This window comes from Variovorax sp. Soil_C_26 (assembly GCF_057657075.1).
On record NZ_JBDGJC010000004.1, the window covers coordinates 213,290 to 237,748 of the forward strand.

At 68.6% G+C, this 24,459-nt stretch carries 29 protein-coding genes; 15 read left to right on the top strand and 14 right to left on the bottom strand.

The annotated features are described in order from the left end of the window. Position 1: 1 nt before the first annotated feature. Complete coding sequence (locus tag AC3A6G_RS13685; RefSeq protein ID WP_487873892.1) at positions 2 to 643, top strand: DUF3540 domain-containing protein; 642 nt, start codon at positions 2 to 4, stop codon at positions 641 to 643. Between the two features lie 8 nt (positions 644 to 651). Continuing rightward, positions 652 to 1,047, top strand: a complete 396-nt coding sequence (locus tag AC3A6G_RS13690; protein ID WP_487860368.1) for a DUF4150 domain-containing protein — start codon at positions 652 to 654, stop codon at positions 1,045 to 1,047. A 10-nt stretch (positions 1,048 to 1,057) separates the two neighbouring features. Here AC3A6G_RS13690 and AC3A6G_RS13695 read toward each other — a convergent pair whose 3' ends face one another. The 4 genes from AC3A6G_RS13695 to AC3A6G_RS13710 form a co-directional block, all read right to left on the bottom strand. Then, positions 1,058 to 1,462 (bottom strand): hypothetical protein, encoded by a 405-nt coding sequence (locus AC3A6G_RS13695; RefSeq protein ID WP_487860367.1) that lies wholly within the window; start codon positions 1,460 to 1,462, stop codon positions 1,058 to 1,060. A 197-nt stretch (positions 1,463 to 1,659) separates the two neighbouring features. Then, the gene (locus tag AC3A6G_RS13700) at positions 1,660 to 2,370 is read right to left on the bottom strand and encodes a L,D-transpeptidase (protein ID WP_487860366.1); all 711 of its coding nucleotides are present in this window, start codon (positions 2,368 to 2,370) and stop codon (positions 1,660 to 1,662) included. A 25-nt stretch (positions 2,371 to 2,395) separates the two neighbouring features. Then, positions 2,396 to 2,719, bottom strand: coding sequence for a proteophosphoglycan ppg4 (locus AC3A6G_RS13705; protein WP_487860365.1), 324 nt, complete (start codon positions 2,717 to 2,719; stop codon positions 2,396 to 2,398). 219 nt (positions 2,720 to 2,938) lie between these two features. Further along, positions 2,939 to 3,883, bottom strand: a complete 945-nt coding sequence (locus tag AC3A6G_RS13710) for a LysR family transcriptional regulator (RefSeq protein WP_487860364.1) — start codon at positions 3,881 to 3,883, stop codon at positions 2,939 to 2,941. A 139-nt stretch (positions 3,884 to 4,022) separates the two neighbouring features. On the opposite strand from AC3A6G_RS13710, the gene AC3A6G_RS13715 reads away from it, so the two are divergent. Then, entirely contained in the window at positions 4,023 to 4,442 is a 420-nt protein-coding gene (locus AC3A6G_RS13715) for a RidA family protein (RefSeq protein ID WP_487860363.1), read from the top strand. Here the strand turns inward: AC3A6G_RS13715 and AC3A6G_RS13720 are convergent. Next, entirely contained in the window at positions 4,390 to 5,310 is a 921-nt protein-coding gene (locus AC3A6G_RS13720) for a LysR family transcriptional regulator (protein ID WP_487860362.1), read from the bottom strand. The genes AC3A6G_RS13715 and AC3A6G_RS13720 overlap by 53 nt on opposite strands. Before the next feature lie 194 nt (positions 5,311 to 5,504). Between AC3A6G_RS13720 and AC3A6G_RS13725 the strand changes: the two genes are divergently transcribed. Continuing rightward, positions 5,505 to 6,287 (top strand): SDR family oxidoreductase, encoded by a 783-nt coding sequence (locus AC3A6G_RS13725; protein WP_487860361.1) that lies wholly within the window; start codon positions 5,505 to 5,507, stop codon positions 6,285 to 6,287. Between the two features lie 19 nt (positions 6,288 to 6,306). Here AC3A6G_RS13725 and AC3A6G_RS13730 read toward each other — a convergent pair whose 3' ends face one another. The 7 genes from AC3A6G_RS13730 to AC3A6G_RS13760 all read right to left on the bottom strand — a co-directional run bounded on the left by AC3A6G_RS13730 (position 6,307) and on the right by AC3A6G_RS13760 (position 11,296). Further along, positions 6,307 to 6,615 carry a copper-binding protein gene (locus AC3A6G_RS13730; RefSeq protein ID WP_487860606.1) on the bottom strand — a complete coding sequence of 103 codons (309 nt, stop codon included), beginning with the start codon at positions 6,613 to 6,615 and terminating at the stop codon, positions 6,307 to 6,309. A gap of 29 nt (positions 6,616 to 6,644) precedes the next feature. After that, positions 6,645 to 7,151: a cupredoxin domain-containing protein gene (locus AC3A6G_RS13735; protein WP_487860360.1), complete on the bottom strand. Its 507-nt coding sequence runs from the start codon at positions 7,149 to 7,151 to the stop codon at positions 6,645 to 6,647. Positions 7,152 to 7,194: 43 nt separating this feature from the next. Then, positions 7,195 to 8,610: a multicopper oxidase family protein gene (locus AC3A6G_RS13740; RefSeq protein ID WP_487860359.1), complete on the bottom strand. Its 1,416-nt coding sequence runs from the start codon at positions 8,608 to 8,610 to the stop codon at positions 7,195 to 7,197. Between the two features lie 21 nt (positions 8,611 to 8,631). Continuing rightward, on the bottom strand, positions 8,632 to 10,065 hold the full coding sequence (locus AC3A6G_RS13745; RefSeq protein WP_487860358.1) for a TolC family protein: 1,434 nt from the start codon (positions 10,063 to 10,065) through the stop codon (positions 8,632 to 8,634). Continuing rightward, positions 10,062 to 10,388, bottom strand: a complete 327-nt coding sequence (locus tag AC3A6G_RS13750) for a hypothetical protein (RefSeq protein ID WP_487860357.1) — start codon at positions 10,386 to 10,388, stop codon at positions 10,062 to 10,064. The genes AC3A6G_RS13745 and AC3A6G_RS13750 overlap by 4 nt, the downstream gene beginning before the upstream one ends. 137 nt (positions 10,389 to 10,525) lie before the next feature. Beyond that, on the bottom strand, positions 10,526 to 10,894 hold the full coding sequence (locus AC3A6G_RS13755) for a hypothetical protein (protein WP_487860356.1): 369 nt from the start codon (positions 10,892 to 10,894) through the stop codon (positions 10,526 to 10,528). A gap of 57 nt (positions 10,895 to 10,951) precedes the next feature. Continuing rightward, positions 10,952 to 11,296, bottom strand: a complete 345-nt coding sequence (locus AC3A6G_RS13760; RefSeq protein ID WP_487860355.1) for a hypothetical protein — start codon at positions 11,294 to 11,296, stop codon at positions 10,952 to 10,954. Positions 11,297 to 11,487: 191 nt separating this feature from the next. On the opposite strand from AC3A6G_RS13760, the gene AC3A6G_RS13765 reads away from it, so the two are divergent. Genes AC3A6G_RS13765 through AC3A6G_RS13775 form a run of 3 tightly spaced genes read left to right on the top strand, consistent with a single transcriptional unit; the run spans position 11,488 to position 13,930 of the window. Beyond that, complete coding sequence (locus AC3A6G_RS13765; protein ID WP_487860354.1) at positions 11,488 to 12,171, top strand: heavy metal response regulator transcription factor; 684 nt, start codon at positions 11,488 to 11,490, stop codon at positions 12,169 to 12,171. Continuing rightward, positions 12,168 to 13,508, top strand: coding sequence for a heavy metal sensor histidine kinase (locus tag AC3A6G_RS13770; RefSeq protein WP_487860353.1), 1,341 nt, complete (start codon positions 12,168 to 12,170; stop codon positions 13,506 to 13,508). Before AC3A6G_RS13765 ends, AC3A6G_RS13770 begins: the two co-directional genes overlap by 4 nt. Positions 13,509 to 13,543: 35 nt before the next feature. Beyond that, on the top strand, positions 13,544 to 13,930 hold the full coding sequence (locus AC3A6G_RS13775; RefSeq protein ID WP_487860352.1) for a RidA family protein: 387 nt from the start codon (positions 13,544 to 13,546) through the stop codon (positions 13,928 to 13,930). 16 nt (positions 13,931 to 13,946) lie between these two features. Here the strand turns inward: AC3A6G_RS13775 and AC3A6G_RS13780 are convergent, their stop codons facing one another. Next, positions 13,947 to 14,849 carry an amidohydrolase family protein gene (locus AC3A6G_RS13780; protein WP_487860351.1) on the bottom strand — a complete coding sequence of 301 codons (903 nt, stop codon included), beginning with the start codon at positions 14,847 to 14,849 and terminating at the stop codon, positions 13,947 to 13,949. A gap of 55 nt (positions 14,850 to 14,904) precedes the next feature. Next, positions 14,905 to 15,903 (bottom strand): Bug family tripartite tricarboxylate transporter substrate binding protein, encoded by a 999-nt coding sequence (locus tag AC3A6G_RS13785; RefSeq protein ID WP_487860350.1) that lies wholly within the window; start codon positions 15,901 to 15,903, stop codon positions 14,905 to 14,907. 148 nt (positions 15,904 to 16,051) lie between these two features. Here AC3A6G_RS13785 and AC3A6G_RS13790 point away from each other — a divergent pair, with 148 nt between their 5' ends. The 8 genes from AC3A6G_RS13790 to AC3A6G_RS13825 form a co-directional block, all read left to right on the top strand. Then, positions 16,052 to 16,612 carry a VOC family protein gene (locus tag AC3A6G_RS13790; RefSeq protein WP_487860349.1) on the top strand — a complete coding sequence of 187 codons (561 nt, stop codon included), beginning with the start codon at positions 16,052 to 16,054 and terminating at the stop codon, positions 16,610 to 16,612. Beyond that, positions 16,605 to 18,113, top strand: a complete 1,509-nt coding sequence (mhpA, locus tag AC3A6G_RS13795) for a bifunctional 3-(3-hydroxy-phenyl)propionate/3-hydroxycinnamic acid hydroxylase MhpA (RefSeq protein WP_487860348.1) — start codon at positions 16,605 to 16,607, stop codon at positions 18,111 to 18,113. The genes AC3A6G_RS13790 and mhpA overlap by 8 nt, the downstream gene beginning before the upstream one ends. Positions 18,114 to 18,146: 33 nt before the next feature. Beyond that, positions 18,147 to 18,884, top strand: a complete 738-nt coding sequence (locus AC3A6G_RS13800) for an IclR family transcriptional regulator (protein WP_487860347.1) — start codon at positions 18,147 to 18,149, stop codon at positions 18,882 to 18,884. Between the two features lie 46 nt (positions 18,885 to 18,930). Further along, positions 18,931 to 19,782 (top strand): fumarylacetoacetate hydrolase family protein, encoded by an 852-nt coding sequence (locus AC3A6G_RS13805; protein WP_487873893.1) that lies wholly within the window; start codon positions 18,931 to 18,933, stop codon positions 19,780 to 19,782. Between the two features lie 74 nt (positions 19,783 to 19,856). Further along, entirely contained in the window at positions 19,857 to 20,309 is a 453-nt protein-coding gene (locus tag AC3A6G_RS13810; protein ID WP_487860345.1) for a DUF1801 domain-containing protein, read from the top strand. Between the two features lie 10 nt (positions 20,310 to 20,319). Continuing rightward, positions 20,320 to 20,568 (top strand): DUF7661 family protein, encoded by a 249-nt coding sequence (locus AC3A6G_RS13815; protein ID WP_487860344.1) that lies wholly within the window; start codon positions 20,320 to 20,322, stop codon positions 20,566 to 20,568. Next, entirely contained in the window at positions 20,565 to 21,086 is a 522-nt protein-coding gene (locus AC3A6G_RS13820; protein WP_487860343.1) for an N-acetyltransferase family protein, read from the top strand. The genes AC3A6G_RS13815 and AC3A6G_RS13820 overlap by 4 nt, the downstream gene beginning before the upstream one ends. A gap of 475 nt (positions 21,087 to 21,561) precedes the next feature. Further along, the coding region (locus tag AC3A6G_RS13825) for a hypothetical protein (RefSeq protein ID WP_487873894.1) at positions 21,562 to 24,459 on the top strand (2,898 nt) is incomplete at its 3' end.

A 24,459-nucleotide genomic window follows, 5' to 3' on the forward strand; every position in this document is an offset into this window, starting at 1 on the left:
GATGCTGAATTCACTGACCCTCGAAAGTCCCTCCTCGGCCGCGCGCCAGAAGGAGACCGCCGCCACGTTCGTGGGCGTGGTCGTCGGCGTGCATGGCCACCAATGGACGGTGGCGGAAGACGGCGCGCGCCGTGCAGCGCGCCGCGCCGCCAGTTGCCTTCTGAAGCCCGAGGCCGGCGACACCGTCGCTGGCCTGCGCGGCGCGGATGGCGAGCAATGGATCACCGCCGTGCTCGAACGCGCGGCGGACACGCCGCAGACCTGGCACTGCGATGGCCCGGTCCGCCTCGAGGTGGAGGGCGATCTGACGGTGACGAGCAACGCAGTGGACGTCCGGAGCGCGGCGTTTGCGGTCAGCGCCGAGAACGTGGCGTTCACTGCCGACGAGACGCGCTTCGTCGGAGAACGCATGAAGTTCTTCGGCCGGCAGGTACAGCTGGTGGGCGAAGCACTGCAGACCGTGTTCGAGCGGGTCAGCCACTTCAGCCGCAGCCACCTGCGCCGCACCGAAGGCCTGGACCGCGTGCATGCGGACCACTTCGAGCAGGAGGCGACGCACGTGCTGCGCATGAGCGCCGAGCACACGCTGATCGACGGCGAGAAGCTGGTCAAGGCGCGCGGCGGCCAGATCCATTTCGGCTGAGAGCGCCCATGTTTGCCAACTGCCAGTTGATGGGCACCGACATGGCGTTTCCCGACGTCTGCATGACGCCGGCCGCGCCATCGCCGATTCCGGTGCCCTATCCCAACATCGCGATGGGGCCCATGGCCATCCCCAACTGCCCGACCGTGCTCATCATGGGCGGCCCGGTGCACAACCTCGCCACCACCATCCCGATGACCAACGGCGACAACGCCGGCGTGCTGCTGGGCGTGGCCTCCGGCACGGTGATGGGCCCGAGCCGCCACACGACGGGCGCGAACACCGTGCTGTTCCACGGCATGCCCGCGACGCGGCTCACCAGCACGACGCTGCAGAACAGCACCAACGCGATGGGCGCGCGCATCGTGCCGAGCCAGACGCTGGTGCTGATCCTCGCGCCCTAGGGCGAAGGGCTCAGGCTCGGAAAGACAGCGGCTTCTCCAGTGCCTTCTCGAGCGATTTCCTGTGCCGGCGCAGTGCCGACTTCGAGGGCAGCTGCCCCTTCAGTTCCTTGAGCCTCGCCATCGCCCGCCCGCCCGCCGGCGTGCGCCGCGCATACAGCAGCGCGACCGCGAGCCCGATGCCCGCGACCGCCGCGCCGCCCCACACGGCGGGGCTGTGCAAGGCGCGCGAAAGGCGCGATCGCTCGCCGTCCCGGCCCGGTTGCTGGGAGCCGGTGGCGGCGCTTTCGAGCGGGGTCAGGGGCCGCGCGGTGTTGGGGTCCTCCTCGCCTCCGAGCATGGCCTGGGAGATTTCCAGCGGCGTGAGCTCTTCGGCGGTCGGGCCCTCGAGGGACTTGGCTTTCGTGTCGACGCTCATGGGGAAACCTTTCTGTCTCTGTTGGACGGTGATGTTGCAGTCGCCTCAAGCGTCGCCTACCGCTGCCGGACGAGCCTACGGCGGCCAGCGGACATTCGCGTAGGCCAAACGCGCAAGCGCGGGCGCAGGGCTGACCTCGTGCTGCCGACAGCACGATGATCAGGCCCCGCATTGTGTTGAAGGCAGCCTGGCGGCCGCTACAGCGCGGGCTGCTGCGCGGCCGCAGGCGCGCGTGCCTGCCCGACCGGCTTCAGAAAATCGAAGCGGCTTGCCACCGGCGACGAATCCGGCAGCACATAGACCACGCCACGCCGCGTGCCGAGCGCAGGCTTCACGTAGGCATCGTAGAACGCTGCGGGCACGTTGATGCACCCGTACGAAATGCGGTTGTCGGCGACGGTGCGCGATGCCAGGCGTTCGAGCCGCCGGTCGGCCGCATTGGTGGTGCGCACGCGGTGCATCGACACGGCGGCGTCGTAGTCGACCCACACGATGTCTTCGCCGTGCGTGTTGCGCCCCGGTTCCGACGCGAAGCGGCCGGCGGGGGTGGTGCGTTCATGGGGGCGGACCTGCGCCATCGGCCTTTCGCCGATGCCGGGCACCGATTCATCACCGCGCGCGAGGCCGAGCAGCACCGGCGAGGCGCCGATCAGCCTGCCCGCAGGGTCGAAGACGAACACGCTCGCGGCCTTCTTGTCGACGATGGCGAAGGCCTTGCCGCCGTTGTCGCGTGCCGCGACCGCTGCCTTCGCCATGCGTTCGGCATCGGGTGTGAGCGGTGCAGCCGGCACAGGCGGGACCCGCCCGCCCGCAACAGCCGCCGCAGCTGCGAAGGCCAGCAGCAGCGGTGCCAGGTGGCGCACTGCCATTCGGCGCCGGCTGGCGATCGGCATCGCGATGGTGTTCATCTGCGGCAAAGCTGAAATAGCGGCCTTAGTTGCGGTCCGCACGGGCCGGGCGCATCGGATCGGCCTGGGCCATGTTGGTGCCGCCGCCGCTGTTCATCGTGCCGGTGCCGCCGGTCGTGCCGCTGCCCTGCGACATGGTGGTGCCCGACGACGTGCCGCCGGCGCTACCGCTGTTGTTGTTCTGTGTCAGCACGCCGGTGGTGCCCATGGGCGTGCCGGTCTGGCTTTGCTGCCCCGCCCCGGTGGCGGGGTTGGGCGAAGCAGTGGTCGGCGGGGTGCCTTGAGCGAAGGCGACGCCTGCTGCGGCGCCGAGTGCGAGGGCTGCGATCAGATGGGTAGAGCGATTCATGACGAGTCTCCTGGAGAGTCCGGACGGGCCGGATGGTTGAGGGAAGATTCCGCCGGACCGTTTGCCCGACTGAGGCCAACTTAGGCGACCACGAAAATCCCCAGGTCAGTTCGCAGCGCTGTGTCCTGTAGGAGCTTGGAGCGCGCTTGCGCCGTCACCATCCCGGTCGGCGAAGGCCTGGTCCCACCCGATGCGCAGGTCTGTCTTGCAGGGTCAGGGTCATGCCAGGCTGGCCAGCAGTGCACCACCAGACCGCATGGCAGCAGGCTGCCGGGCCATCAGCTCGCCCACCCAATCGATGAATGCGCGCAGCTTCGCGCCGACGTGCCGGTTCGGCGGGTACACGACGTACATCGGCATCGGCTCGATGCGCCAGTCCTCGAACAGCGGCAGCAGTTCGCCGACAGCCGCATGGGGCGCGGCCATGTAGTGCGGCAGCCAGAGAATGCCCATGCCTGCGACACCGACCGCCAGGTAGGCGTTGCCGTCGTCCACCGCGACAGCATGCCGGCACCTCACTTCGACGTGCTCGTCGCCGCGCCGAAGCGCGAGGGACGCAACCTTGCCGCTGCGCGTGCTCAGGTAGCCGACGATGCGGTGGTGCGTGCCTTCGAGCTCGCTCGGATGCGCGGGCCGGCCTGCGAGCCTCAGGTAGGCCGGCGCCGCATAGACGCCGAGTGCGAGCGCGCCGATGCGTCGCGCCACCAGCGACGAATCGCTCAGTTCGCCGCCGCGCACCACGCAGTCGACGTTATCGCCGATTACATCCACCATGCGGTCGCTCGCGCCGAGCTGAAGCTCGATCTCGGGATGGCGCGCATGGAAGTCCGGCAGTGCGGGCGCCAGCACCATCCGCGCGAACGGGCTCGGCACGTCCACGCGCAGGCGCCCGCTCGGCGACGCCGAGGCGCCCGACAGGCTGGTGTCGGCATCGTCGAGGTCGGCGAGCAGCCGCACCACACGCTCGTAGTAGGCGGCGCCATCGGCCGTGACCTTGACCTGCCGCGTCGTGCGGTTCAGCAGCTTCACGCGCAGTCGCGCCTCGAGCTGCTGCACCTGCTGCGTCACCGTGGTCTTGCTCATGTGAAGCGTCTGCGCCGCCTTGGTGAAGCTGCCGGCCTCCACCACGCGGGCAAAGGCCCGCAGTGTGTCGAATCTGTCCATGTTCATGCCTCCGAACGATTGTTTGCTGCAAGCAAACAATCATTGTGCGACCTGCCTGTTTATCTCGCGGCGCCACCTGCGTAAGGTCGACCCCATCGCACTTTCAACCTACTCCCAACCTTTTCACGAAGGCTGTTCCATGTCATCCACACGCGACGTTGTCTTTCCCGCCGGCCGCCAGGCGCTCTACGAGCGCAACCGCTACTCGCCCGCGATCCGCTCCAATGGCTTTCTGTTCGTCTCCGGCCAGGTAGGCAGCCGCCCCGACGGCTCGCCCGAGCCCGATCTCGCCGCGCAGGTTCGCCTGGCGTTCGACAATCTCAATGCGATCCTCACGGCCGCCGGCGCCAGCTTCGCCGACGTGGTCGATGTGACGATCTTCATCGTCGATCCCGCCTCGAAGTTCGAGACCATCTGGAAGGCCGCTGCCGACCATTGGGGCGAAGCGCCGCACCCGACGCTCACGGGCGTGGGCGTGACCTGGCTCTATGGGTTCGACTTCGAGATCAAGGTGATTGCGCGCCTCCCGGCAGGTCCTTGTCCAGCATGCAATCGATGAACGCGCGCAATGCGGCCGGAAAGTGGCGCCGGCTGGGGTGATACAGAAACAGGCCCGGCCGCACTATCGACCAGTCCGCGAGCACCTGCACCAGCCGCCCCTCGGCGAGATGTTCATCGACGCGCCCGCGGTCGAACGCGTACACGATGCCCAGGCCCTGCAGCGCTGCGGCCACGCCGAGGTCCGAATGGTTGGTGACCAGGGGGCCGTCCACCGCCACCTCGATGCGCTTGCCTTTCTTCCCGAACTCCCAGCGGTAGGCGCTGCCGTCGACCTGCAGCCGCCAGTTGATGCAGGCGTGGCGTTGCAGGTCGGCCGGCGCGCGCGGTGTGCCGCGACGCTGCAGATAGTCGGGCGAAGCCACGGCGACCATCTTCACGTCCGGCGTGAGGCGCACGGCGATCATGTCTTTTTCCAGCCGCGCGCCCACGCGGATGCCGGCATCGAACCGGCCGGCAACGATGTCGCTCAGCCCGTCGTCGACCACGATGTCGAGCGCCACTTCGGGGTGCGCGCGATGGAACCGGGCGAGCCGCGGCGCGATGACCTGCGACGCGGCCATGGCGAGCGTGTTGATGCGCAGCGTGCCGCGCGTCTGCCCAGCCGCTGCGCTGGCTTCGTCCACCGCCTCGGCCATGTCGCGGAACAGCGGCGCGATGCGCGCATGCAACCGCGCGCCGGTGGCAGTGGGCGCCACGCTGCGGGTGGTGCGGTTCAGCAGCCGCGTGCCCAGCCGCGCTTCGAGCTGGCGAATGGTCTGGCTCAGCGCCGAAGGCGAGAGACCCAGGTGCTCGGCGGCACGCGCAAAGCTCGCGCGTTCCACCACCGCGGCAAAGGCCTTGAGCTCGGCGAAATCGGATCCGCGCATTCTGTATCGTCCTCTACATAGCTCCTGAAGATTCTAGGAGATTCACTAATCTATCCCGAGCGCGCATCCTGAGGGCTTCACCACCAAGGAGTCGTCACCATGAGCACCCTGATCCTTCCCGAACCGATCGCCGCCTACTTCGAGGCCGATCGACTGAATTCCGAAACCCTGATCGCATCGCTGGAGCTCACGGCATGAGCTTCGACCTTCAGCTGAAAGGCCAGCGGGCGCTGGTCACGGGCGGCACCAAAGGCGTCGGCGCCGCTGTCGTCGAGGTGTTGCGCGCGGCCGGTGTGGAGGTGATGGCCACCGCCCGCGCTGCGCCCGTGCAACCGGCCGAGGGCGTGACCTATCTCGCCGCGGACCTGTCGACAGCGGAAGGCGCGGCGGAGGTTGTACGCGCAGTGCGCGAGCGCTGGGGCGGCGTCGACATCCTCGTCAATGTGGTCGGCGGTTCCAGCGCGCCTGGCGGCGGCTTCGCTGCGCTGGACGATGCGCAGTGGTTCGACGCGTTGAACCAGAACCTCATGCCAGCCGTGCGGCTCGACCGCGCATTGCTGCCTGCGATGCTGGCGCAAGGCGCCGGCGTCATCGTGCACGTCAGCTCGATCCAGCGCCTGCTGCCTCTGCCGGAATCAACGACCGCCTATGCGGCCGCGAAGGCGGCGTTGTCCACCTACAGCAAGGCCTTGTCGAAAGAGGTGACCCCGAAAGGCGTGCGCGTGCTGCGCGTGTCGCCCGGGTGGGTCGAGACCGAAGCGTCCGTCGCGCTGGCTCAGCGGCTGGCCACGCAGGCCGGCACCGACTACGAAGGCGGCAAGCAGATCATCATGCAATCGCTCGGCGGCATTCCGCTCGGGCGGCCTGCGAAGCCGCAGGAAGTCGCGGACCTGATTGCCTTCCTGGTGTCTCCGCGGGCGGCTTCGATCTCGGGTTCGGAGCACCTGATCGACGGGGGGACGGTGCCGACGGTGTAGGCGCGAAGCCGCACACGGCTCAGCGCGCGCCTTCGATCCGCGTCACAACGATCTTCCCTTCCACCTTTTCCGCATCGAACCGCACCTTGTCGCCCACCTGGAGCTTCTCGAGCAGCGCCGCGTCCTTCACGCCGAACACCATCGTCATGGGCGGCATGTCGAGGCTCTTGAGCGGGCCATGCTTGATCGTGAGTTTGCTGTTCTCCTTGTCGATTTTGCGGATCTCGCCGTCGGCGAGTTCGGCAGCAACAGCACCGGACACCGAGGCGATCACCAACAACGACGCGGCGAATGCCTTGCGGGTGAAATCACCCCAAAAATTCTTCATCATGCTTCTGTGCTCCTTCATCTGATCGATCACTTGGCTGCGGCACCAGCTGCCGCCACCTTGCCGACATTCACGGCCCCTTTCATGCCTGCGTCGTAGTGCCCCGGCTGCAGGCACCCGAAATCGACCTTGCCGGCCTCGGTGAAGCGCCAGACGATCTCGCCGGTCTTGCCGGCGGCCAGGGTCACCATGTTCGGCTCGGCATGTTCCATCTCGGGGTTCTTCTTCATCGCCTCGTAGTGCGCCTCGAGGTCCTTCTGGGTGCCGAGCACGAGTTCATGCTTCAGCTGCCCGGCGTTGCGGACGACGAAGCGCACGGTGTCGCCCTTCTTCACGCGGATGTCGGCTGGCGAGAAGCGCATGTTGTCGGTCATGTCGACATGGACGGTTCGCGTGGCCCGGGCCGCCACGCCGGGCCGGCCGATGGCGTTGCCGGCGTCGTGCCCATGGCCGCCGGCGTGGGTGCCGGCGGCCATGGCGCCTGTCGCCGCCAGGGTGGCGAACAAGATGGTGGTGTTGCGCAGGATGTGTTTCATGGTGTCCTTCGGGAGTGGGTAGTCAAAAACAGGAAAACAAGGATCAATGCCCCGCATGCCCGCCACGTGGCTTGCGCACCTGCACCTCGATGTCGGATGCGGGCATGTTCCGCGCGGGCATCGCGGCGGCGCCGGCGTGGCCGCCGTGCCGTTGCAGTGGTGGTGGCGGCGCCTCGGCGCCTGCGCCGTCGAGTTCATAGGCCACGGTGCCCTGGGGATGCTTGAACCACCCGGGGTTCGCGTAGTCGCCGGGCTTCTGGTCCTTGCGCACCTTGACGACGCTGAACATGCCGCCCATCTCGACCGAGCCGAACGGGCCCTGGCCGGCCATCATGGGTGCGGTGTTGTCGGGCAGCGGCATCTCCATCTCGGCCATGTCGGCCATGCCGCGCTCGCCCATGACCATGTAGTCGGGCACGAGCCGCGTGATCTGCCGTGCCACGTCCTTGTGGTCAAGGCCGATCATCGTGGGCACCTCGTGGCCCATCGCGTTCATCGTGTGATGGCTCTTGTGGCAATGGAAGGCCCAGTCGCCCTCCTCGTCGGCCACGAACTCGATCTGCCGCATCTGGCCGACCGCCACGTCGGTGGTCACCTCGTGAAAGCGCGTGCTGCGCGGCGTGGGGCCGCCGTCGGTGCCGGTCACCAGGAACTCGTGCCCGTGCAGGTGCATCGGGTGGTTGGTCATGGTGAGGTTGCCCATGCGGATGCGCACCTTGTCGTTGAGCCGCACGTTGAGCGAGTCGATGCCGGGAAAGATCCGGCTGTTCCACGACCAGAGGTTGAAGTCCAGCATCGTCATGATCTTGGGCGTGGCGCTGCCGGGCTCCACGTCGTACGCGTTGAGCAGGAACACGAAGTCGCGATCGACCTTCTCGATCAATGGATGCTCGCCCTTCGGGTGCGTGACCCAGAAACCCATCATGCCCATCGCCATCTGCGTCATCTCGTCGGCATGCGGGTGGTACATGAAGGTGCCGGGGCGGCGCGCGACGAACTCGTAGACGAAGGTCTTGCCCGGCCGGATCGGCGGCTGGGTCAGGCCCGAGACGCCGTCCATGCCGTTGGGCAGGCGCTGGCCGTGCCAATGCACGCTGGTGTGCTCGGGCAACCGGTTGGTCACGAAGATGCGCACGCGGTCACCTTCGACGACTTCGATGGTCGGGCCGGGCGACTGGCCGTTGTAGCCCCAGAGGTTGGCCTTGAAGCCGGGCGCCATCTCGCGCACCACGGGCTCGGCGACGAGATGGAACTCCTTCACGCCGTTGTTCATGCGCCATGGCAGCGTCCAGCCGTTGAGCGTGACCACGGGGTTGTAGGGCCGGCCGGTCGCCGGCACGAGCGGCGGCATGGTGTCGGGGCGGGTCTGCAGCACGGGCTCAGGCAAGGCGGCCATGGCGACCTTGCTCACGCCCGCGGCGGCGATGGCACCCGCGAGGAAATTGCGTCTGTTGGTCATTGGATTGGTCGTTCGAATGGTTCAGTGGGCGGGGCCGGCAGGCGCGGCAGTGCCCGCCGATGCGGCCATGGCCGTCGTGGCGCCGGGTTTGCCGATCAGCGATGCGGCGAGCGCCGCATCGGCCAGCCAGAACTGCTGCTGCGCGTTGATGGCGCCGGTCACGCTCGCGATCTGGTCACGCGCCTCGGCGAGCAGCTCGAACACGCCGATCAGCATGCCGTTGTAGCGAAGCACGTTCTCGTCGGCCATGGCCTGGCGCAGCGGCACGATCTCGTCGCGGTAGTGCCGCGCGATGTCGTAGGCGGTGCGGTAGGCCGAGTAGCCCTCTCGCAGCTGCGACGAAGCGCCGCGCACGGCGGCGTCGTAGCGATGGGCCGCGGCCAGCGAGCGCGCATCGAGCGCATCGCGCTGCGCCGAGCCCCAGTCGAACAGCGGCAACCGGATGTCGAGCTCGAAGCCGCGCCGCGTGCTGCGGTGGCCGTCGGCATTGTCGAACACGGTGTCGCGCCGCCCGCCCACCTCCACGTCGATGAAGCTCGACAGCAGGTTGAGGCCCTGCGACCGGCCCGCCACGTCGAGCTGCGCGCTCGCCAGCTGCACGTCGAGCCGCTGCGCGGTGGCAGTGGCGGCCACCTCGCCCGCTTCGCGCGGCGCCTTCGGCAGATCGGGCAGCCGTTCGGGCAGCGCCAGCCTGGCGGCCTGTGCGTCGTCGAGGCCGAGCACGCGCACCAGTTCCTCGCGCGCGGCAGTGGCGGCATGCTGCGCCGAGGCCAGCTGCGTGGCCGCGTCGGCATAGAACACCTGTTGGCGCGCACGCTGCAGCTTGCTGAAGTTGCCGATGCGCTGCATGCGCCGTGCGAGCTCCGCACTGGCCTCTGCGGCGCTGTTCACCTGGCGCGCGTAGTGCAGCAGCTGCTGTGCGGCCACGGCGCGCACCCAGGCCTGGCGCACCTGCGTGACCTGGTCGACCACCGCACCGGTGAGCTGCACCCTGGCCGCGGCCGACTGGCTGCGTGCCATCGACAGCCGCTGCGGCAGCAGGATCAGGTCGACGAGCCCGATGGACAGCAGCCGCCCGAGTTCGAGCTCGCTGTCCATGCGCATGCGCTCGAAGCTGAACACCGGGTTCGCGATCCGGCCGCCCTGGTCGGCCGCGGCCATGTCGGCCCAGCCCTCGGCGACGAGCGCCTGCACGGCGGGGCTGTTGGCCAGCGCCAGCCGCACGGCGTCGTTCTGCGACAGCGGGCGGGACAGCAGGTCTTCGGCCAGCGCTGCACGGCGCTCACGCTGCGCGGGGGTGCGCGCCAGTTCGAGCTGGCCGTGCGTGAATTGGCCGGCCTGCGTGTTGGTGTCCTGCAGGGCCTCGTCGATGCCGACCGAGGCGCAGCCGGCCAGCGCGAGCACCGCGAGCGCGGCCGCCACGGGACGCAGCGGCAACAACAGCATGCGACTCATGGCTGCTTCTCCTTCGACGGCGCGGGGTCGTGGCGATGGTGATCCGCATGCGGATCGGGGGGCGCGGTTTGGCCCGCGCCGCCCGCTTCGGACGACGGCTCGGCTGCTTCCCTGGCATAGGCGCGCCATCCGCCACGGCGGTGGACCGTGTCGTTGGCTTCCTTCCAGGGAATGGGCTTCTCGTCGGCGAAGGCTTGGTAGCCCTCGAATGCGCTCTGGTAGCGCGGGATGGCGGTTGCGGGAGCGGGCTGTGCCACGGCAGCGGACGCCGCCGCCATGGCGGAAAAGACGGCCAGCCAGGCGGCCGGCAAAGAATGGAACATGGAGTCGGTCCTCGCGCGTTCAGGAACGGAATGCGTCGGCGCGGCCCGCGAAAGCGGCCGTGCGCGGATGACGCAGGCGATGCAGGCGCTCGCCCGTGGTCCGAACGGACCGCGAGCGCGCGCGAATCAGCAACGCTTCAGGCGCGAGGAGGTCGGTCGAGAAGGCGCGGCGCGACCGTGGCCAGCGCGGAGGGCGGCTCGGTCAGGTCGGCGCGGGGAAGACCCTGGAACACGACGAGTTCCAGCGTGCAGGTGAGCGCGGTCGCCTGGCAGGCGCCGCAGTTTCCGCACTTGTGCGCGGCATCGTCGGATGCATGGATGGACCCTGTCCCGGCATCGTCTGCCGCGGACGCGTGCATCGCATGGGCGTCGTGCGAGGCAGCGGGTGCCGCGCTCGCCACGCTGCCATGCTCGGATTCGCAGAATGCCATGGCCGCCGCCGCATAGGCCTGGAAAGGCACTGCGAGCGCGACGAGCCAGAAAACGAAGAGGCGGACCCTTTGCATGCTGCCTATTCTAAGAGGCCTGAGAGACAAGCTTGCGCCGGAGGCCGCTCGCGGGTCTCAGCGCGGGCCGAGCCGCGAATAGGTGTCCCAGTTGGGTTGCGATCGCGCGGCCTCCAGCTCGGCTACAACTTCCTGCCGCGACTTGGCGGGCCCAACCTTTGGCGTCGCACGCACGCCCCAGCGCAGCATGCCCGCCCATTGGGGGCTTTTTTGCGCGGCGGCCAGATCGGCAGCAGCCTCTGCGCTCGTCTTCGGCTTGCCCGCGGCGGCTGGGTGATAGACGATGCCCGCTTCGGTCGGTGCGAAATGCGATGGCCCGTCGGCGAACGCCGTGAGCGGCACCGCGGCCATGCTGCCGAAGCCAAGGGCCAATGCGAGAGAGAGGGTATGGCGGTTCGTCATGAGGAGTTTCCTTCGGTCGATGTCAGTAAGAGACGCATTCCTGCGATCGCCGGCTGCCCTTTTACAAACCGGCGATGCGAGCCTTTCGACTTGCACGGCTCAACTCTAGAAATCGCATCCGTCGATCACCCGTCATTTGCATTACAAAGAAGTAATCTGCGCCTGCCCTGCCTGCGGCTACCATCCCCGCCATGCGAATCCTGGTCATCGAAGACGAACCGAAGCTCGGCGACTACCTGCAGAAAGGGCTCTCCGAAAGCGGCTTCGTGGTCGATCTCTCACGCACCGGCATCGAAGGACGTCCACTTGCGCTCGATGGCGAGTACGACCTGCTGGTGCTCGATGTGATGCTGCCGGGCATCGACGGCTTTGCCGTGCTGGAGGGCGTGCGCAAGTCCAAGGCCATGCCCGTGCTGATGCTCACGGCGCGCGACGAGGTGGCCGACAGGGTCCGCGGGCTGCAAAGCGGTGCCGACGACTACCTGGCCAAGCCGTTCGCGTTCTCGGAACTGCTGGCCCGCATCCAGGCGCTGCTGCGGCGTGGCCAGCTTCGGGAAGTCTCCGCCTACGTCCTCAAGGACCTGACCCTCGACATTGCGGCGCGCAAGGCCAACCGCAGCGGCCAGCGCCTGGACCTCACGGCCAAGGAGTTCGCGCTGCTGACGCAATTGATGCGCCGGCAAGGCAACGTACTCTCGCGCACGCAGCTCGCGGAACTGGTGTGGGACATGAATTTCGACAGCGACACCAACATCGTCGAAGTGGCCATTCGCCGCTTGCGCAGCAAGCTCGACGATCCGTTCAGGGAAAAGCTCCTGCACACCGTGCGCGGCATGGGCTACGTGCTCGAAAGCCGCCAGGGTCCCGATCGGTGAGCACGCGTTCGATCGAGCGCTCGCTGTCGCGCTGGTTCGCGGCCCAGACACTGGCGGGATTGAGCGTGGTGTGCATCGCGATCTACGTGGTGACATCCTGGAGCTTCCAGGTCAAGCAGGAGAGCGAGTTCGAACGCCAGTCCGAGCTGGTGTGGCACCTGATCCAGGAATCCCGCGACAACCCCGGCGGCGACAGCTTGCGCCACAAGCTCGACGACTTCTTCGCCACCCACTCCGAAATCAGCCTCGTGCTTCGACAAGGCGACACGGTCATCTACGCCTCTCAACCGCGCCGCACGTCGGCGCTCTGGCAATGGATGCCCGGCACGGGACAACGGCACCCTTCCGAGGCCGGCACCATGCAACTGCAGCTCGCCATCGACGTTCAGGAAGACCGGCGGTTGCTGACGCGCCTCGCCTGGACACTCGTCGGCGCGGTGGTGTTCGGTGCCTTGCTGGTCGCCTGGACCGGCTCGCTGCTGGTGCGCCGCGGCCTCAAGCCGCTGCAGACGCTGGTTCAACAGACCGCGGCCACAGGCCCTGCATTTCCAGGGCGTCGCATCGACCCCGCGCCCTACACCTCGGAGATCAGGCCCTGGGTGGTCCAGTTCAACGCGGTGCTCGATCGCGCCGAACAGGCCTACCAGCAGCTCGAAGCCTTCAATGCCGATGTCGCGCACGAACTGCGCACCCCGCTCGCGAACCTGACCGGCATGGTCGAGGTCGAACTGGCGCGGCCACGCTCGGCGGAGGAGCTGCACGAGGTGCTCCTGTCCGTGCTCGAAGAGGCGCGGCGCATGTCCACCATCGTGGCCGATATGCTCTTCCTGTCGCATGCGGACCGCGGCGCCGTCGCACGGCGCTCGGTGCCGGTCAGCCTGGCGCAGCAGGTGCGCACGGTGCTCGACTTTCACGAGGCGATGCTCGAGGCCTCGGGCCTGTGGGTCGAGCTCCGGGGCGACGCACAGGTCGGCATCGACGCAGGCTTGGTGCGGCGGGCGCTGTCGAACCTGTTGAGCAACGCAAGCCGCTACGCGATACCGGGGTCCAGCATCGCAGTGACGATCGACGAGGATGCTGACGGTGTCTGGATCAAGGTTGCGAATCGCGGCGAGCCGATTCCGGCCGAACTGCTGCCGCAGCTCTTCAAGCGGTTCTATCGGGGCGAGCGCTCCCGCACCGCATCGTCCGAGCACCACGGGTTGGGCCTCGCGATCGTGGCGGCGATCGCGCGCATGCATGGTGGACAGACCTGCGCATCGTCGTGCTCGGGCGTGACGGAGATCGGCTTTTCGCTGACGGCAGACGCGGCACGGCAACTGCCGCGCGTGGTTTAGCATCGCCAGCCTTCCCACAGACTGGCGACAGAACCATGGCGCGACAACGCATCAGCTCAGGCTCCACCTTCGAGGAACAGATCGGCTATTCGCGCGCCGTGGTGGCGGGCGACTGGGTCTTCGTCTCGGGCACCACCGGCTTCGACTACGCGACGATGACCATCGCCGAGGGCGTCGTCGCGCAGGCCGAGCAGTGCCTGAAGAACATCGTGTCGGCGCTGGCGCAGGCCGGCGCGACCATAGACGACGTGGTGCGCGTGACCTACGTGCTGCCCGACGGCACCGACTTCGAGGTCTGCTGGCCCGTGCTGCGCAAGTACTTCGGCAGCGTTCGCCCGGCCGCGATGATGATCTCGGCCGGGCTCGCGGACCCGCGCATGAAGATCGAGATCGAGGTCACGGCATTGAAGGGCTCGGGCTGACCCGCAGCCTGAACGATCAGGGCGCCATGCCCACCAGCCGAAGCAGGTTGCCGCGCGCCACCGCTTCACGCGCGGCCGGCGCGAGCTGGCGCAGCAAGTTCTGCACACTGGCGAACTTCATCGCCTCCAGCGGGGCCGAGCGATGGCTCGCATCGGTGCCGACCATGAAGCGGTGCGGCATGTCCTCGATCAGCCGCAGCCACTCGGGCCACACGTTCTCGTGATCCCGGAGGATCGTGTAATCGGGCGAGCGCGGATGCCGCGGCCAGGTGCGTGCGCTGAGCTCGTAGTGGAGGTTGGGATGGCGCTCGAGCATGCGCCGCGCCAGGAACAGCGGCGTGTAGCCGCCATGGGCCCAGATTACGTCGACATCGCGAAAGCGCTCGAGCATCTCGCCCAGTTCGGCCATGCGGGTCGACTCGACGTGCACCATCACCGGCACCTTGTGCTTGCGCGCGAGCGCCATGATGCCGGTCATCATCGCGCCGGTGGGGCTGAAGTCGGTCTCGGCGAAGCCGGCCGACGGAAAGTGCGCGGCCGAGATCTCGCCGATGCCCTTGAACTCGCCCGACGAGAGCAAGGCATCGAGTTGCGCGAGCAGCGACGGGTCGTCGCTCTCCCAGGCGGGCCGGTAGGCCGTGCGCTCGGGCGAGATCGACGCGAACGGGATCAGCCGGCCCGGATGGCGGCGCGCCGCTTCCAGCACCGTGTCGTTGCTGCTCCGGCCGCCCCAGAACACCACCGCATTCGTGGCGCCCCAGCGCGCCATCAGCTGCAGCTGCATGTCCGGGTCGTTCAGGTGCACGTGCGCATCGGCGAACGGGACTAACTCCGGGTCCGCACCGGAGAGCGGCTGGGCGCATGCGGGCAGTGCAAGCGAAAGGCAGGCGGCGGACAACAGTGCGACAGCAAGGCGCATGGGCGGCGAGATCAGATGAAAACGACGCACGCATGATGCCGCAACGCGCGGCTTTTCAGCGCTCCCCGTCGAGCTTCACCCCCGCTTCGCGGATCACCTTGCCCCACATCGCGCGGTCGGCCGTGATGAAGGCCGCGAACTCGGCCGGCGTGTTGCAGCGCAGTTCGCCGCCGTAGTCGCGCCACTTGCGGGCGAGCTCGGGCGACTGGCAGGCCTTCTGCATCGCGGCGCTGAGCTTGTCGAGCACCGGCTTCGGCGTGCCTGCGGGCGCCAGGATGCCCTGCCACGCGATCGGCGCGTAGTCGGGCAGGCCGGCCTCGGCGAAGGTCGGCACATTGGGAAAGCTCGCCGACCGTTCCTTGCCCGTGATGGCCAGCAATTTGAGCTTGCCGGCGTGGATATTGCCGGCGGCCGCGGGCAGGCCGTCGAACATGAGCTGCACCTGCCCGGCCAGGAGGTCGGTGTAGGGGCTGTTGCTGTTGTAGGGCACGAGATTCGTCTTGACGCCTGCGGCGCGGTTGAACCACACGGCCGACAGGTGCGAATAGCTGCCGATGCCCGCGGTCGCGACCGCCACCGAATCGGGCCGTGCCTTGAGTGCGGCGATCAGCGCGCGCGCGTCCCGAGCCTCGACGCCCGGCGCGGCGATCAGCCCGGTGTTCAGCACGCCGAGCAGGCTCACGGGGGCGAAGTCCTTCTCGGCATTGAATGGCAGCTTCGCATAGAGATGCGGCACCACAGAGAGCGAACTGGTGGTGCCGATGTAGAGCGAGTAGCCGTCGGCCGGCGCCTTGGCCGCGGCCTCGGTGCCGATGATGTTCGAGGCACCGGGGCGGTTCTCGACGAAGAAGCTCTGGCCGAGGAGCTTCGTGAGTTCGGCCGCGATCTCGCGCGCGTTGGCGTCGGGCCCGCTGCCTGCCGGGAAGGGGGCAATGATGCGCACCGGCTTGGCTGGGTAGTCGGCCTGCGCGGCCGCGGTCGCGCCGAGCGCCGCAAGCGCGACGCCTGCCAGCCAGCGCATGGCCGGCATTGTGGTCCTAATCGAAAGCTGCATGGTTTGTCTCCGTATGGGAATGCGTGCGGGGCGCACGGGCCGGATGATGGAATCAAACATTCTAATTGTCAAAATACGATAATCACGCTATTATTTATCCATGCGGCAGTGCGAATTGCCGTACTACTTATCGCATGGAGACATTCGAATGACATCGACCAGCACCCCCGGCCTGCAGTTCAGCCACATCGGCCTCTACGTCACCGACCTGCCGCGGATGGCGCGCTTCTACAAGCAGGCGCTGCGCTTCACGCAGACCGATGCGGGCGATCTGGGCGCGGTGCAGCTGGTGTTCCTGAGCCGCGATCCCGGCGAGCACCACCAGCTGGTGCTGGCCACGGGCCGGCCCGCCGATGCCGGCTTCAACGTGGTCAACCAGATCTCGTTCCGCGTGCCCGACCTCGCGGCGCTGCGCTGGTTCCACGAGCGGCTCATCGCCGAAGGCGGCACCGACATGCATCCGGTCACGCACGGCAACGCGGTCTCGCTCTACGGCCGCGATCCCGAGGGCAACCGGCTCGAGCTCTTCATGGACACACCCTGGTACTGCGAGCAGCCGCTGCGCGAGCCGGTCGACCTCTCGCTGCCCGACGCTGAGATCCTGGCGCGCGCCGAAGCCATCGCCAAGCGCTTTCCAAACTTCATGCCGCGCGCGCAATGGCAGGCCGAGGTGGCGCGCCGCATGGCGCAGGACCAGCAGCGTGGTTGAGCCCGCGCAGCGCTGCCACGACGTGGCAATCGTCGGGCTCGGCCCCACCGGGGCGGTGCTTGCGAACCTGCTCGGTGCCGCGGGGCTTTCGGTGCTGGTGCTCGAGAAGGAACGCGAGGTTTTCGCGCTGCCGCGCGCGATCCATTTCGACGGCGAGGTGCTGCGCATCCTGCAGGCCGCCGGGCTGCGCGAAGAGGCGTTGGCCATCGCACGGCCCGGCGAGCAGGGCATGCATTTCGTCAATGCCGCGGGCGAGACCATGCTGATCCGCGGCGGCACCGCCGCGCTCGGGCCGCACGGCGGCGCCAACAACTACTACTTCCACCAGCCCGAGCTCGAGGCCGTGCTGCGGACAGGACTCAAGCGCTTCGCCAACGTCGAGGTGCGGCTCGGGCATGAGCTCGCCGGCATCTCGCAGGACGCGGACGGCGTCACGCTCGAGGTGCGCGACCTGCTGCACGAGGGCGCGCGCACGTCGCGCGTGCGGGCGCGCTATGCGGTCGGCTGCGACGGCGCGCGCTCGCCGGTGCGCCGCCACATGCAGAGCGCCATGGTCGACCTCGGGCTGCGCCAGCCGTGGCTGGTGTTCGACGTGGTGCTGCGCGAGTCGGTCGACCTGCCCGGCCACACGGTGCAGTACTGCGATCCGGCACGCCCCATGACCTATTGCAACGTGGTCGGCAACCGGCGCCGCTGGGAGATCATGGTGCTGCCCGGCGACGACCGCGAGGCGCTGGTGCAGCCCGCATCGCTCTGGCGGCTGGTCGCGCCCTGGCTGCAGCCCGAGCAGGCGCGGCTGGAACGCGCGGCCATCTACACCTTCCATTCGGTCATCGCCCAGGGCTGGCGCCAGGGCCGGCTGCTGCTCGCGGGCGACGCCTGCCACCAGACGCCGCCCTTCCTCGGCCAAGGCATGTGCGCCGGCCTCCGCGATGCGGCCAACCTGGGCTGGAAGCTCGAGGCCGTGCTCGCGCAGCGGGCCCCGGCCTCGCTGCTCGACACCTACGAGTCGGAGCGCGCGCCGCATGTGCGCGCGCTGATCGAGATGGCGGTGCGGCTCGGCGACATCATCCAGACCACCGATCCCGTGCGCGCGGCCGAGCGCGATGCGCGGTTTCGCGCCGGCCGGCCCGAGGTCTTCGAGCTGCCGCCGCAGATGCTCGGTGCCGGCGCCTTCGAGCCGGCGCCCGGCACGCCCGCCGGCCGCCCGTTTCCGCAGCCGCGCCTGGGCGACGGCCGGCTGCTCGACGAGCTGCTCGGACGCCGCAGCGCCGTCATCGGCCGCGCCGACGCGCTCGCCGCCGCGGCACCCGCGACCGCCGAGCGCTGGCGGCGCAGCGGTGCGCTCGTGATCGATCGGCCCGAGGCGCCGATCGGCGATTGGCTCGACGCCCATGCGGCCCATGCGGTGATACTGCGGCCCGACCGATATATCGTCGGTGTCGCGCGCACGGGGGCCGATCTGGATCGCATTTCGCAATACCTCCCCGTCGCGCCATGAAACCCTGGAGGAATTGGCGTGCCGGAAAAATCCATGTCCAGCCTGGGACGGATGCTGGGCGTGCTCGACCTGTTCGACGACACGCATCTCACGCGCACGGCCGAGGACATCGCGGCCACGCTCGACGTCTCGCTACCCACGGGCTACCGCTATGTGCGGCTGCTGCTCGAGGCCGGGCTGCTGCAGCGCGTGGAAGATTCGCACTACGCGCTGGGGCCGCGCATCATCCTGCTCGACCACTACATCCGCAAGGCCGACCCGGTGCTGCGCGAAGGCGTTCCGGTGATGCGCGAACTGGTCGCGGCCACGGGCTTCGACTGCGTCGCCTCCGGGCTCTTCGGCATGCAGGTGCTCGACACGCACCGCGAGATGGGCGGCGTGCCCGCCACGCTGGCCTACGGCCGCGGGCGGCCGCGGCCGCTCTTTCGCGGCGGTGCGCCCAAGGTGCTGCTCGCTACCTTCGCGCCGGCGCAATTGCGCAAGGTGTTCGATGCGCGCCACGACGAGGCGGTGCAGAGCGGCCTGCCGGCCGAATGGAGCGAGTTCCGCCGCCACTACGCGGCGATCCGCAAGGCCGGCCACTACGTGTCGATCGGCGAACTCGAGCCACAGCTCGCGGCCGTCGCCGCGCCGATCCGCAAGGCCGACGGGGGCGCCTGGGCGGCGATCTCGCTGGTCTTCGACACCTCGCGCCTCGCCATCGTCGATCTCGAAAAGCTGGTCCACCTCGTCACCGAAGGCGCGTCGCGCATAGGAGGTCGGCTGGCGTAGGTGCTTCCTTTCAACCTTCCCCACCAACCTTCCTCACGGACAGACCATGAAATTCATCAGCTACCAATACAACGGCACCGACAGCTACGGCGCGGTGACGGGCGAAGACCGCGTCGTCGACCTGCGTGCGGTCTTCGGCGCGCGCGCCGCCGATCTCAAGGCGCTGATCGCGGCAGACCTGCTCGGCGAAGCGGCCGCGGCCGTCGCCGGTGCGCGCGAAACGCTGCCGCTGAACGCGCTCGGCCTGCTGCCCGTGATCCCGAACCCGGGCAAGATCGTCTGCGTCGGCCTCAACTACGGTGAGCATGTGCGCGAGACCGGCCGCGAAGTGACCGAGAAGCCCACCCTCTTCCTGCGCGTGGCCGAGTCGCAGGTGGCGCACGGCGAAGACATCGTGCTGCCGCCGGAATCGTCGAAGCTCGATTACGAAGGCGAGATCGCCGTCGTCATCGGCCAGGGCGGACGCCGCATCGCCGAGGCCGATGCCTGGAACCACATCGCGGGCTACGCCTGCTACAACGACGGCAGCCTGCGCGACTGGCAGTCGGCCACGCCGCAGTGGACCGCCGGCAAGAACTTCTGGCGCACCGGCGGTTTCGGCCCATGGCTGGTCACGCGCGACGAGATCGCCGACGGGCAGGTCATGACGCTCGTGACGCGGCTCAACGGCCAGGAGATGCAGCGCACCACCACCGACAAGCTGATCCACAGCATCCCGCGCCAGATCACGCACATCTCGGCCTTCATGCCGCTGGCGCCGGGTGATGTGATCGTCACCGGCACGCCGGGCGGCGTGGGCGCCAAGCGCACGCCGCCGGTGTGGATGAAGGCTGGAGACGTGGTCGAGGTCGAGGTCGATGCGATCGGCGTGCTGCGCAACGGCATCCGCGCCGAGTGAGCCTGTGAGCGCGGCGCGGCATCGCGGGCAGTTAGCATCTCGAGAGAACCGATGCTCCACCCCGAGGAACGCGCATGGCCAAGCCCCACACCACCGTCCCTTCCGCCAGTCCTTCCACCGACAGCGAGCCGGCCGCTTCGGCGCTGATCGACCGCAAGATCGCCGAGCTCGGCGACTGGCGCGGCGCGACGCTCGGCCGCATGCGCGCACTGATCCGCGAGGCCGTGCCCGAGGTGGTGGAAGAAGTGAAGTGGATGGGCACGCCCGTGTGGTCGCACCACGGCATCCTGTGCACCGGCGAGACCTACAAGGCCTGGGTCAAGCTGACCTTCGCCAAGGGCGCGTCGCTCGACGATCCGGCCGGCCTTTTCAACGCGAGCCTCGACGGCAACATGCGCCGCGCGATCGACATCCGCGAAGGCGAGTCGGTGGATGCGGTCGCATTCAAGGCGTTGGTCCGTTCGGCGGCCGCGCACAACGCGTCCAAGGTCAAGGCCAAGACCGCGACGAAACCCAAGACGGCATAGGCGCAGCGCCATGCACCACCTGTTCAACGTCTTCGGCCAGATGGTCCGCGTCGAACGCAGCAGCGACGGCGGCGCGTGGCGGCCCTGGCTCGTAAGCCCCGAAGGCAAGCGCCGGCCGATGGAGCTCGCGATTCCTCCCGAGCTCGCAGCCGGCGAGCTCGGGCAATATCTCTACGACATTTACCACGAGAACGCGACGCCGACGAACGGCGATGTGTTCGAGGTGACTGCGGGCGCACCCTCGGGCGCATCGCCATGAGCCTTTCCATCGAGCCCGTTGCCGAGGCCCACTTCGGGGGCCTGCACGCCGCACTCGACGCGGTCGCGCGCGAGAAGACATACCTCGCCTTCACGCAGGCACCCCCGCGCGAGGCGGCCTTCGAGTTCTACCGCTCGGTCATCGCCGGTGGCGACTGCATGTTCGTCGCGCTCTGGAACGCGCAGGTCGTGGGCTGGTGCGATGTGCTGCCGGTGCGCGGCGAGGCGCGCGCGCACGTCGGCACGCTCGGCATCGGGCTGCTGCCATCGTTCCGGCGGCGTGGCATCGGCGAGCTGCTGTTGAAGACCGCGATCGCGGGCGCCTGGGCCCGCGGGCTCACGCGCATCGAACTGAGCGTGCGCACGGACAACGCGAGTGCCAAGGCGCTGTACCAGCGGCTCGGTTTCGCCACCGAAGGACTGCTGCGGCGCGCCACCCGCGTGGACGGCCGCTACGAGGACAGCCACGCGATGGCGCTGCTGCGCGAGGATGACGACTCGCCGGCCGGGCCGGGATGACGCTCGCCCCGATGTCGAGCCGCCCTGCTCCCGAACGCCTCGGCCTCATGATCGCAGCACGACGTGGCGCGCCACCTCGACGGCCTCAGCTGGTCTGCAGCGCCGCCGACTGAGCGGGACTGGCCGGATCCCGTTGCCATCTTCGGCCGGGCGGCCGCCTCTTCGACCGCCTCTTCGACCGCCTCTTCGACCGCCTCTTCGACCGCCTCTTCGACCGCCTCTTCGACCGCCTCTTCAGACGTCCAAAGTACTCGTCTGACGCGGTCGAATGCCAGAGGCCTCGGGTTTTCCCCCTCCTGTTGTCTGGGGACGTTACGGCGTTCCGTCCTGCTTCGTAACGTAACGACAACCCACGCAACCGGCTCAAAACCGCTTGAAAGCGTGATCTTTTGCGCATTTTTGGCCTTTTGAGGGGGTCTTTGAACACGGCACGCAACTTGCCCCTGTGTTCGGACTATTCACCGAGGAGGCCCTCATGGCTGTTGCTGACAATTCGAATTCTTCTTCTGCCCTGGCGAGCGACAGCAAGGTCGCTCCCGTAGTGATTGCACAGAGCGGGCAGACGCCCGTCATGTCCGGCGGTGTGGCGCCTGTGGTCGCCGGAATGGCGCCGGAAGCCCGCGGCATTGGCTCGATCACCGAGGCCACGCCAGGAACCATGGTGATCCGCGACGGCGTGCAGATGCCCGTGAACGGATCGCAAGCGCTGATTCCCGGCGACCGCGTCATCGTGCCCCAGGACGGCACTGCCAATGTGATCTTCCCCGGCTCGGCCTCCAACAAGGCCCCGCTCGCCGGCGTCCTCACCGGCGGCACCGACGCCACCATCGGCTCGACCAAGCTGCCTGGCGGCCTCGAGCAGGTCAATGTCGACGTGGCGGCCGGCGATCTCCAGATGACACCGCCCGACAGCGACGCCGATGCTGCAGCAGTCGCAGTGACGAAATCCGTGCCCGCAGCTGGCGGCATCGGCCTTGGCGAGTTCGCGCTCGGCGCACTCGGTGCCGTCGGCCTTGGCGCTGCGCTGGGCGGCGGCGGTGGCGGCAGTGACGGCGGCTTCGTTCCTTTCTTCTCCGGCATCGGTGGTACGCCTCCCCCGGGCGGAGGTGAGGACACCGATGCGGACGCTGATTCCGATGCGGACGCTGATTCCGATGCTGACGCCGACGCCGATGCCGATGCCGATGCCGATGCCGATGCCGATGCCGATGCCGATGCCGACGCCGACGCCGACGCCGACGCAGATGCTGATGCTGATGCCGACGCAGATGCAGATGCAGATGCAGATGCAGATGCAGATGCAGATGCCGATGCCGATGCAGATGCCGATGCCGACGCCGATGCCGATGCGGACGCCGATGCGGATGCGGACGCCGATGCGGATGCGGATGCGGATGCAGATGCGGATGCGGATGCGGATGCAGATGCCGATGCCGATGCGGATGCGGATGCCGATGCGGACGCTGATGCAGATGCGGACGCTGATGCAGATGCAGATGCGGACGCTGATGCAGATGCAGATGCAGATGCAGATGCGGATGCGGATGCGGACGCTGATGCAGATGCGGATGCAGATGCAGATGCAGATGCCGATGCCGATGCCGATGCCGATGCCGATGCCGATGCGGACGCTGATGCAGATGCGGACGCTGATGCCGATGCAGACGCAGACGCAGACGCAGACGCAGACGCAGATGCAGACGCAGACGCAGATGCAGATGCCGACGCCGATGCAGACGCCGACGCCGACGCCGACGCTGATGCAGACGCAGACGGCGACGCCCTCCTCAATCCGGGCGACGACCTCCTCGGCGGCATCATCGGCTCGACCGGCGACGGCCTCGGCCTGGGCGACTCGCTCGATCCGCTTACCGGCGTCATCGACGAAACGACCGACCTGGTCGACAACATCCTGGCCCCAGTGCTGGGTGAGGAATTCACGCCCGACAATCCGAACCAGTTCGACCCGGTGGACGACGTGGCAGAGACCGTGCTCGACAGCGTCGGCGAAGCCATCAGCCCCGCGCTGGACGGCCTGCTCGGCGCTGGCGCCACCGATTCGCTGGTCGGCCAGGTCGACTACGTGACCGATGCGCTCCAGAACGGCCTCGACAACCTCGTGGGCACCGACGGCATCCTGAGCGGCGCCACCGAAGCGCTCGGCTTGGACGGCGTCGTCAACGACCTGGTCGGTGACGGCGGCGTGGTCGAGAACGTGGTCGAGGGCCTGCTCGGCGACAACAGCCTCGTGGCCGGCCTGGTCAGCGAAGAAGGTCTCGTGGGTGGCCTGCTCGCCGAAGAGGGCCTGGTCGGCGGCCTGCTCGCCGAAGACGGTGTGGTCGGCGGCCTGCTCGGCAGCGTGATGAACGACGACGGACTCGTGGGTGGCCTGATCGGCGATGACGGCCTGCTGGGCGGCCTGCTCGGCGGACCGCTCGGCGAAGAGGGCCTGCTGGGCACCCTGCTCGGCGACGACGGTGCGCTCGGCGGCCTGCTGGGCGACGAAGGCCTGGTCGGTGGCCTGCTCGGCGGCGACGGCGCCCTTGCCGGCCTGCTCGGCAGCGAAGGCCTGACCGGCGGTCTGCTGGGCCAGGACGGCGTGGTGGACAACCTGCTGGGCGCTGACGGCGTGCTGGGCGGCGTGCTCGCCGACAGCCCGCTGGGTGGCCTGCTCGGCGGCGAAGACGCCCTGCTTGGCGGTGTGCTCGATGGCGTGCTCGGCGACAACGGCCTGCTTGGTGGCCTGCTTGGCGACGGCGGTGCCGGCGGCATTCTCTTCGGCTCCGGCGGCCTGCTGGGTAACGACGGTCCGGTCGGTGGTCTGTTGAACGGAGACCTCCTCGGCGGCGACCTGCTGGACGGCGTGCTCGGCGAAGACGGCCTGCTCGGTGGTCTGCTGGGTGGTGGCCTATTGGGTGGCGACCTGCTCGGCGGTGACCTGCTGGGCGGCGTGCTCGGTGAAGACGGCATCGTCGGCGGCCTGCTCGGTGGCGACCTCCTGGGTGGCGACCTGCTCGGCGGCATCCTCGGCGAAGACGGCCTGGTAGGCGGCCTGCTCGGTGGCGACCTCCTTGGTGGCGATCTGCTCGGCGGCATCCTCGGCGAAGACGGCATCGTCGGCGGCCTGCTCGGTGGCGACCTCCTTGGTGGTGACCTGCTCGGCGGCGTGCTCGGCGAAGACGGCATCGTCGGCGGCCTGTTGGGCGGCGACCTCCTCGGCGGTGACCTGCTCGGCGGCGTGCTTGGCGAAGACGGCATCGTCGGCGGCCTGCTCGGTGGCGACCTGCTCGGCGGCGTGCTCGGCGAAGACGGCATCGTCGGCGGCCTGTTGGGCGGCGACCTCCTCGGCGGTGACCTGCTCGGCGGCGTGCTT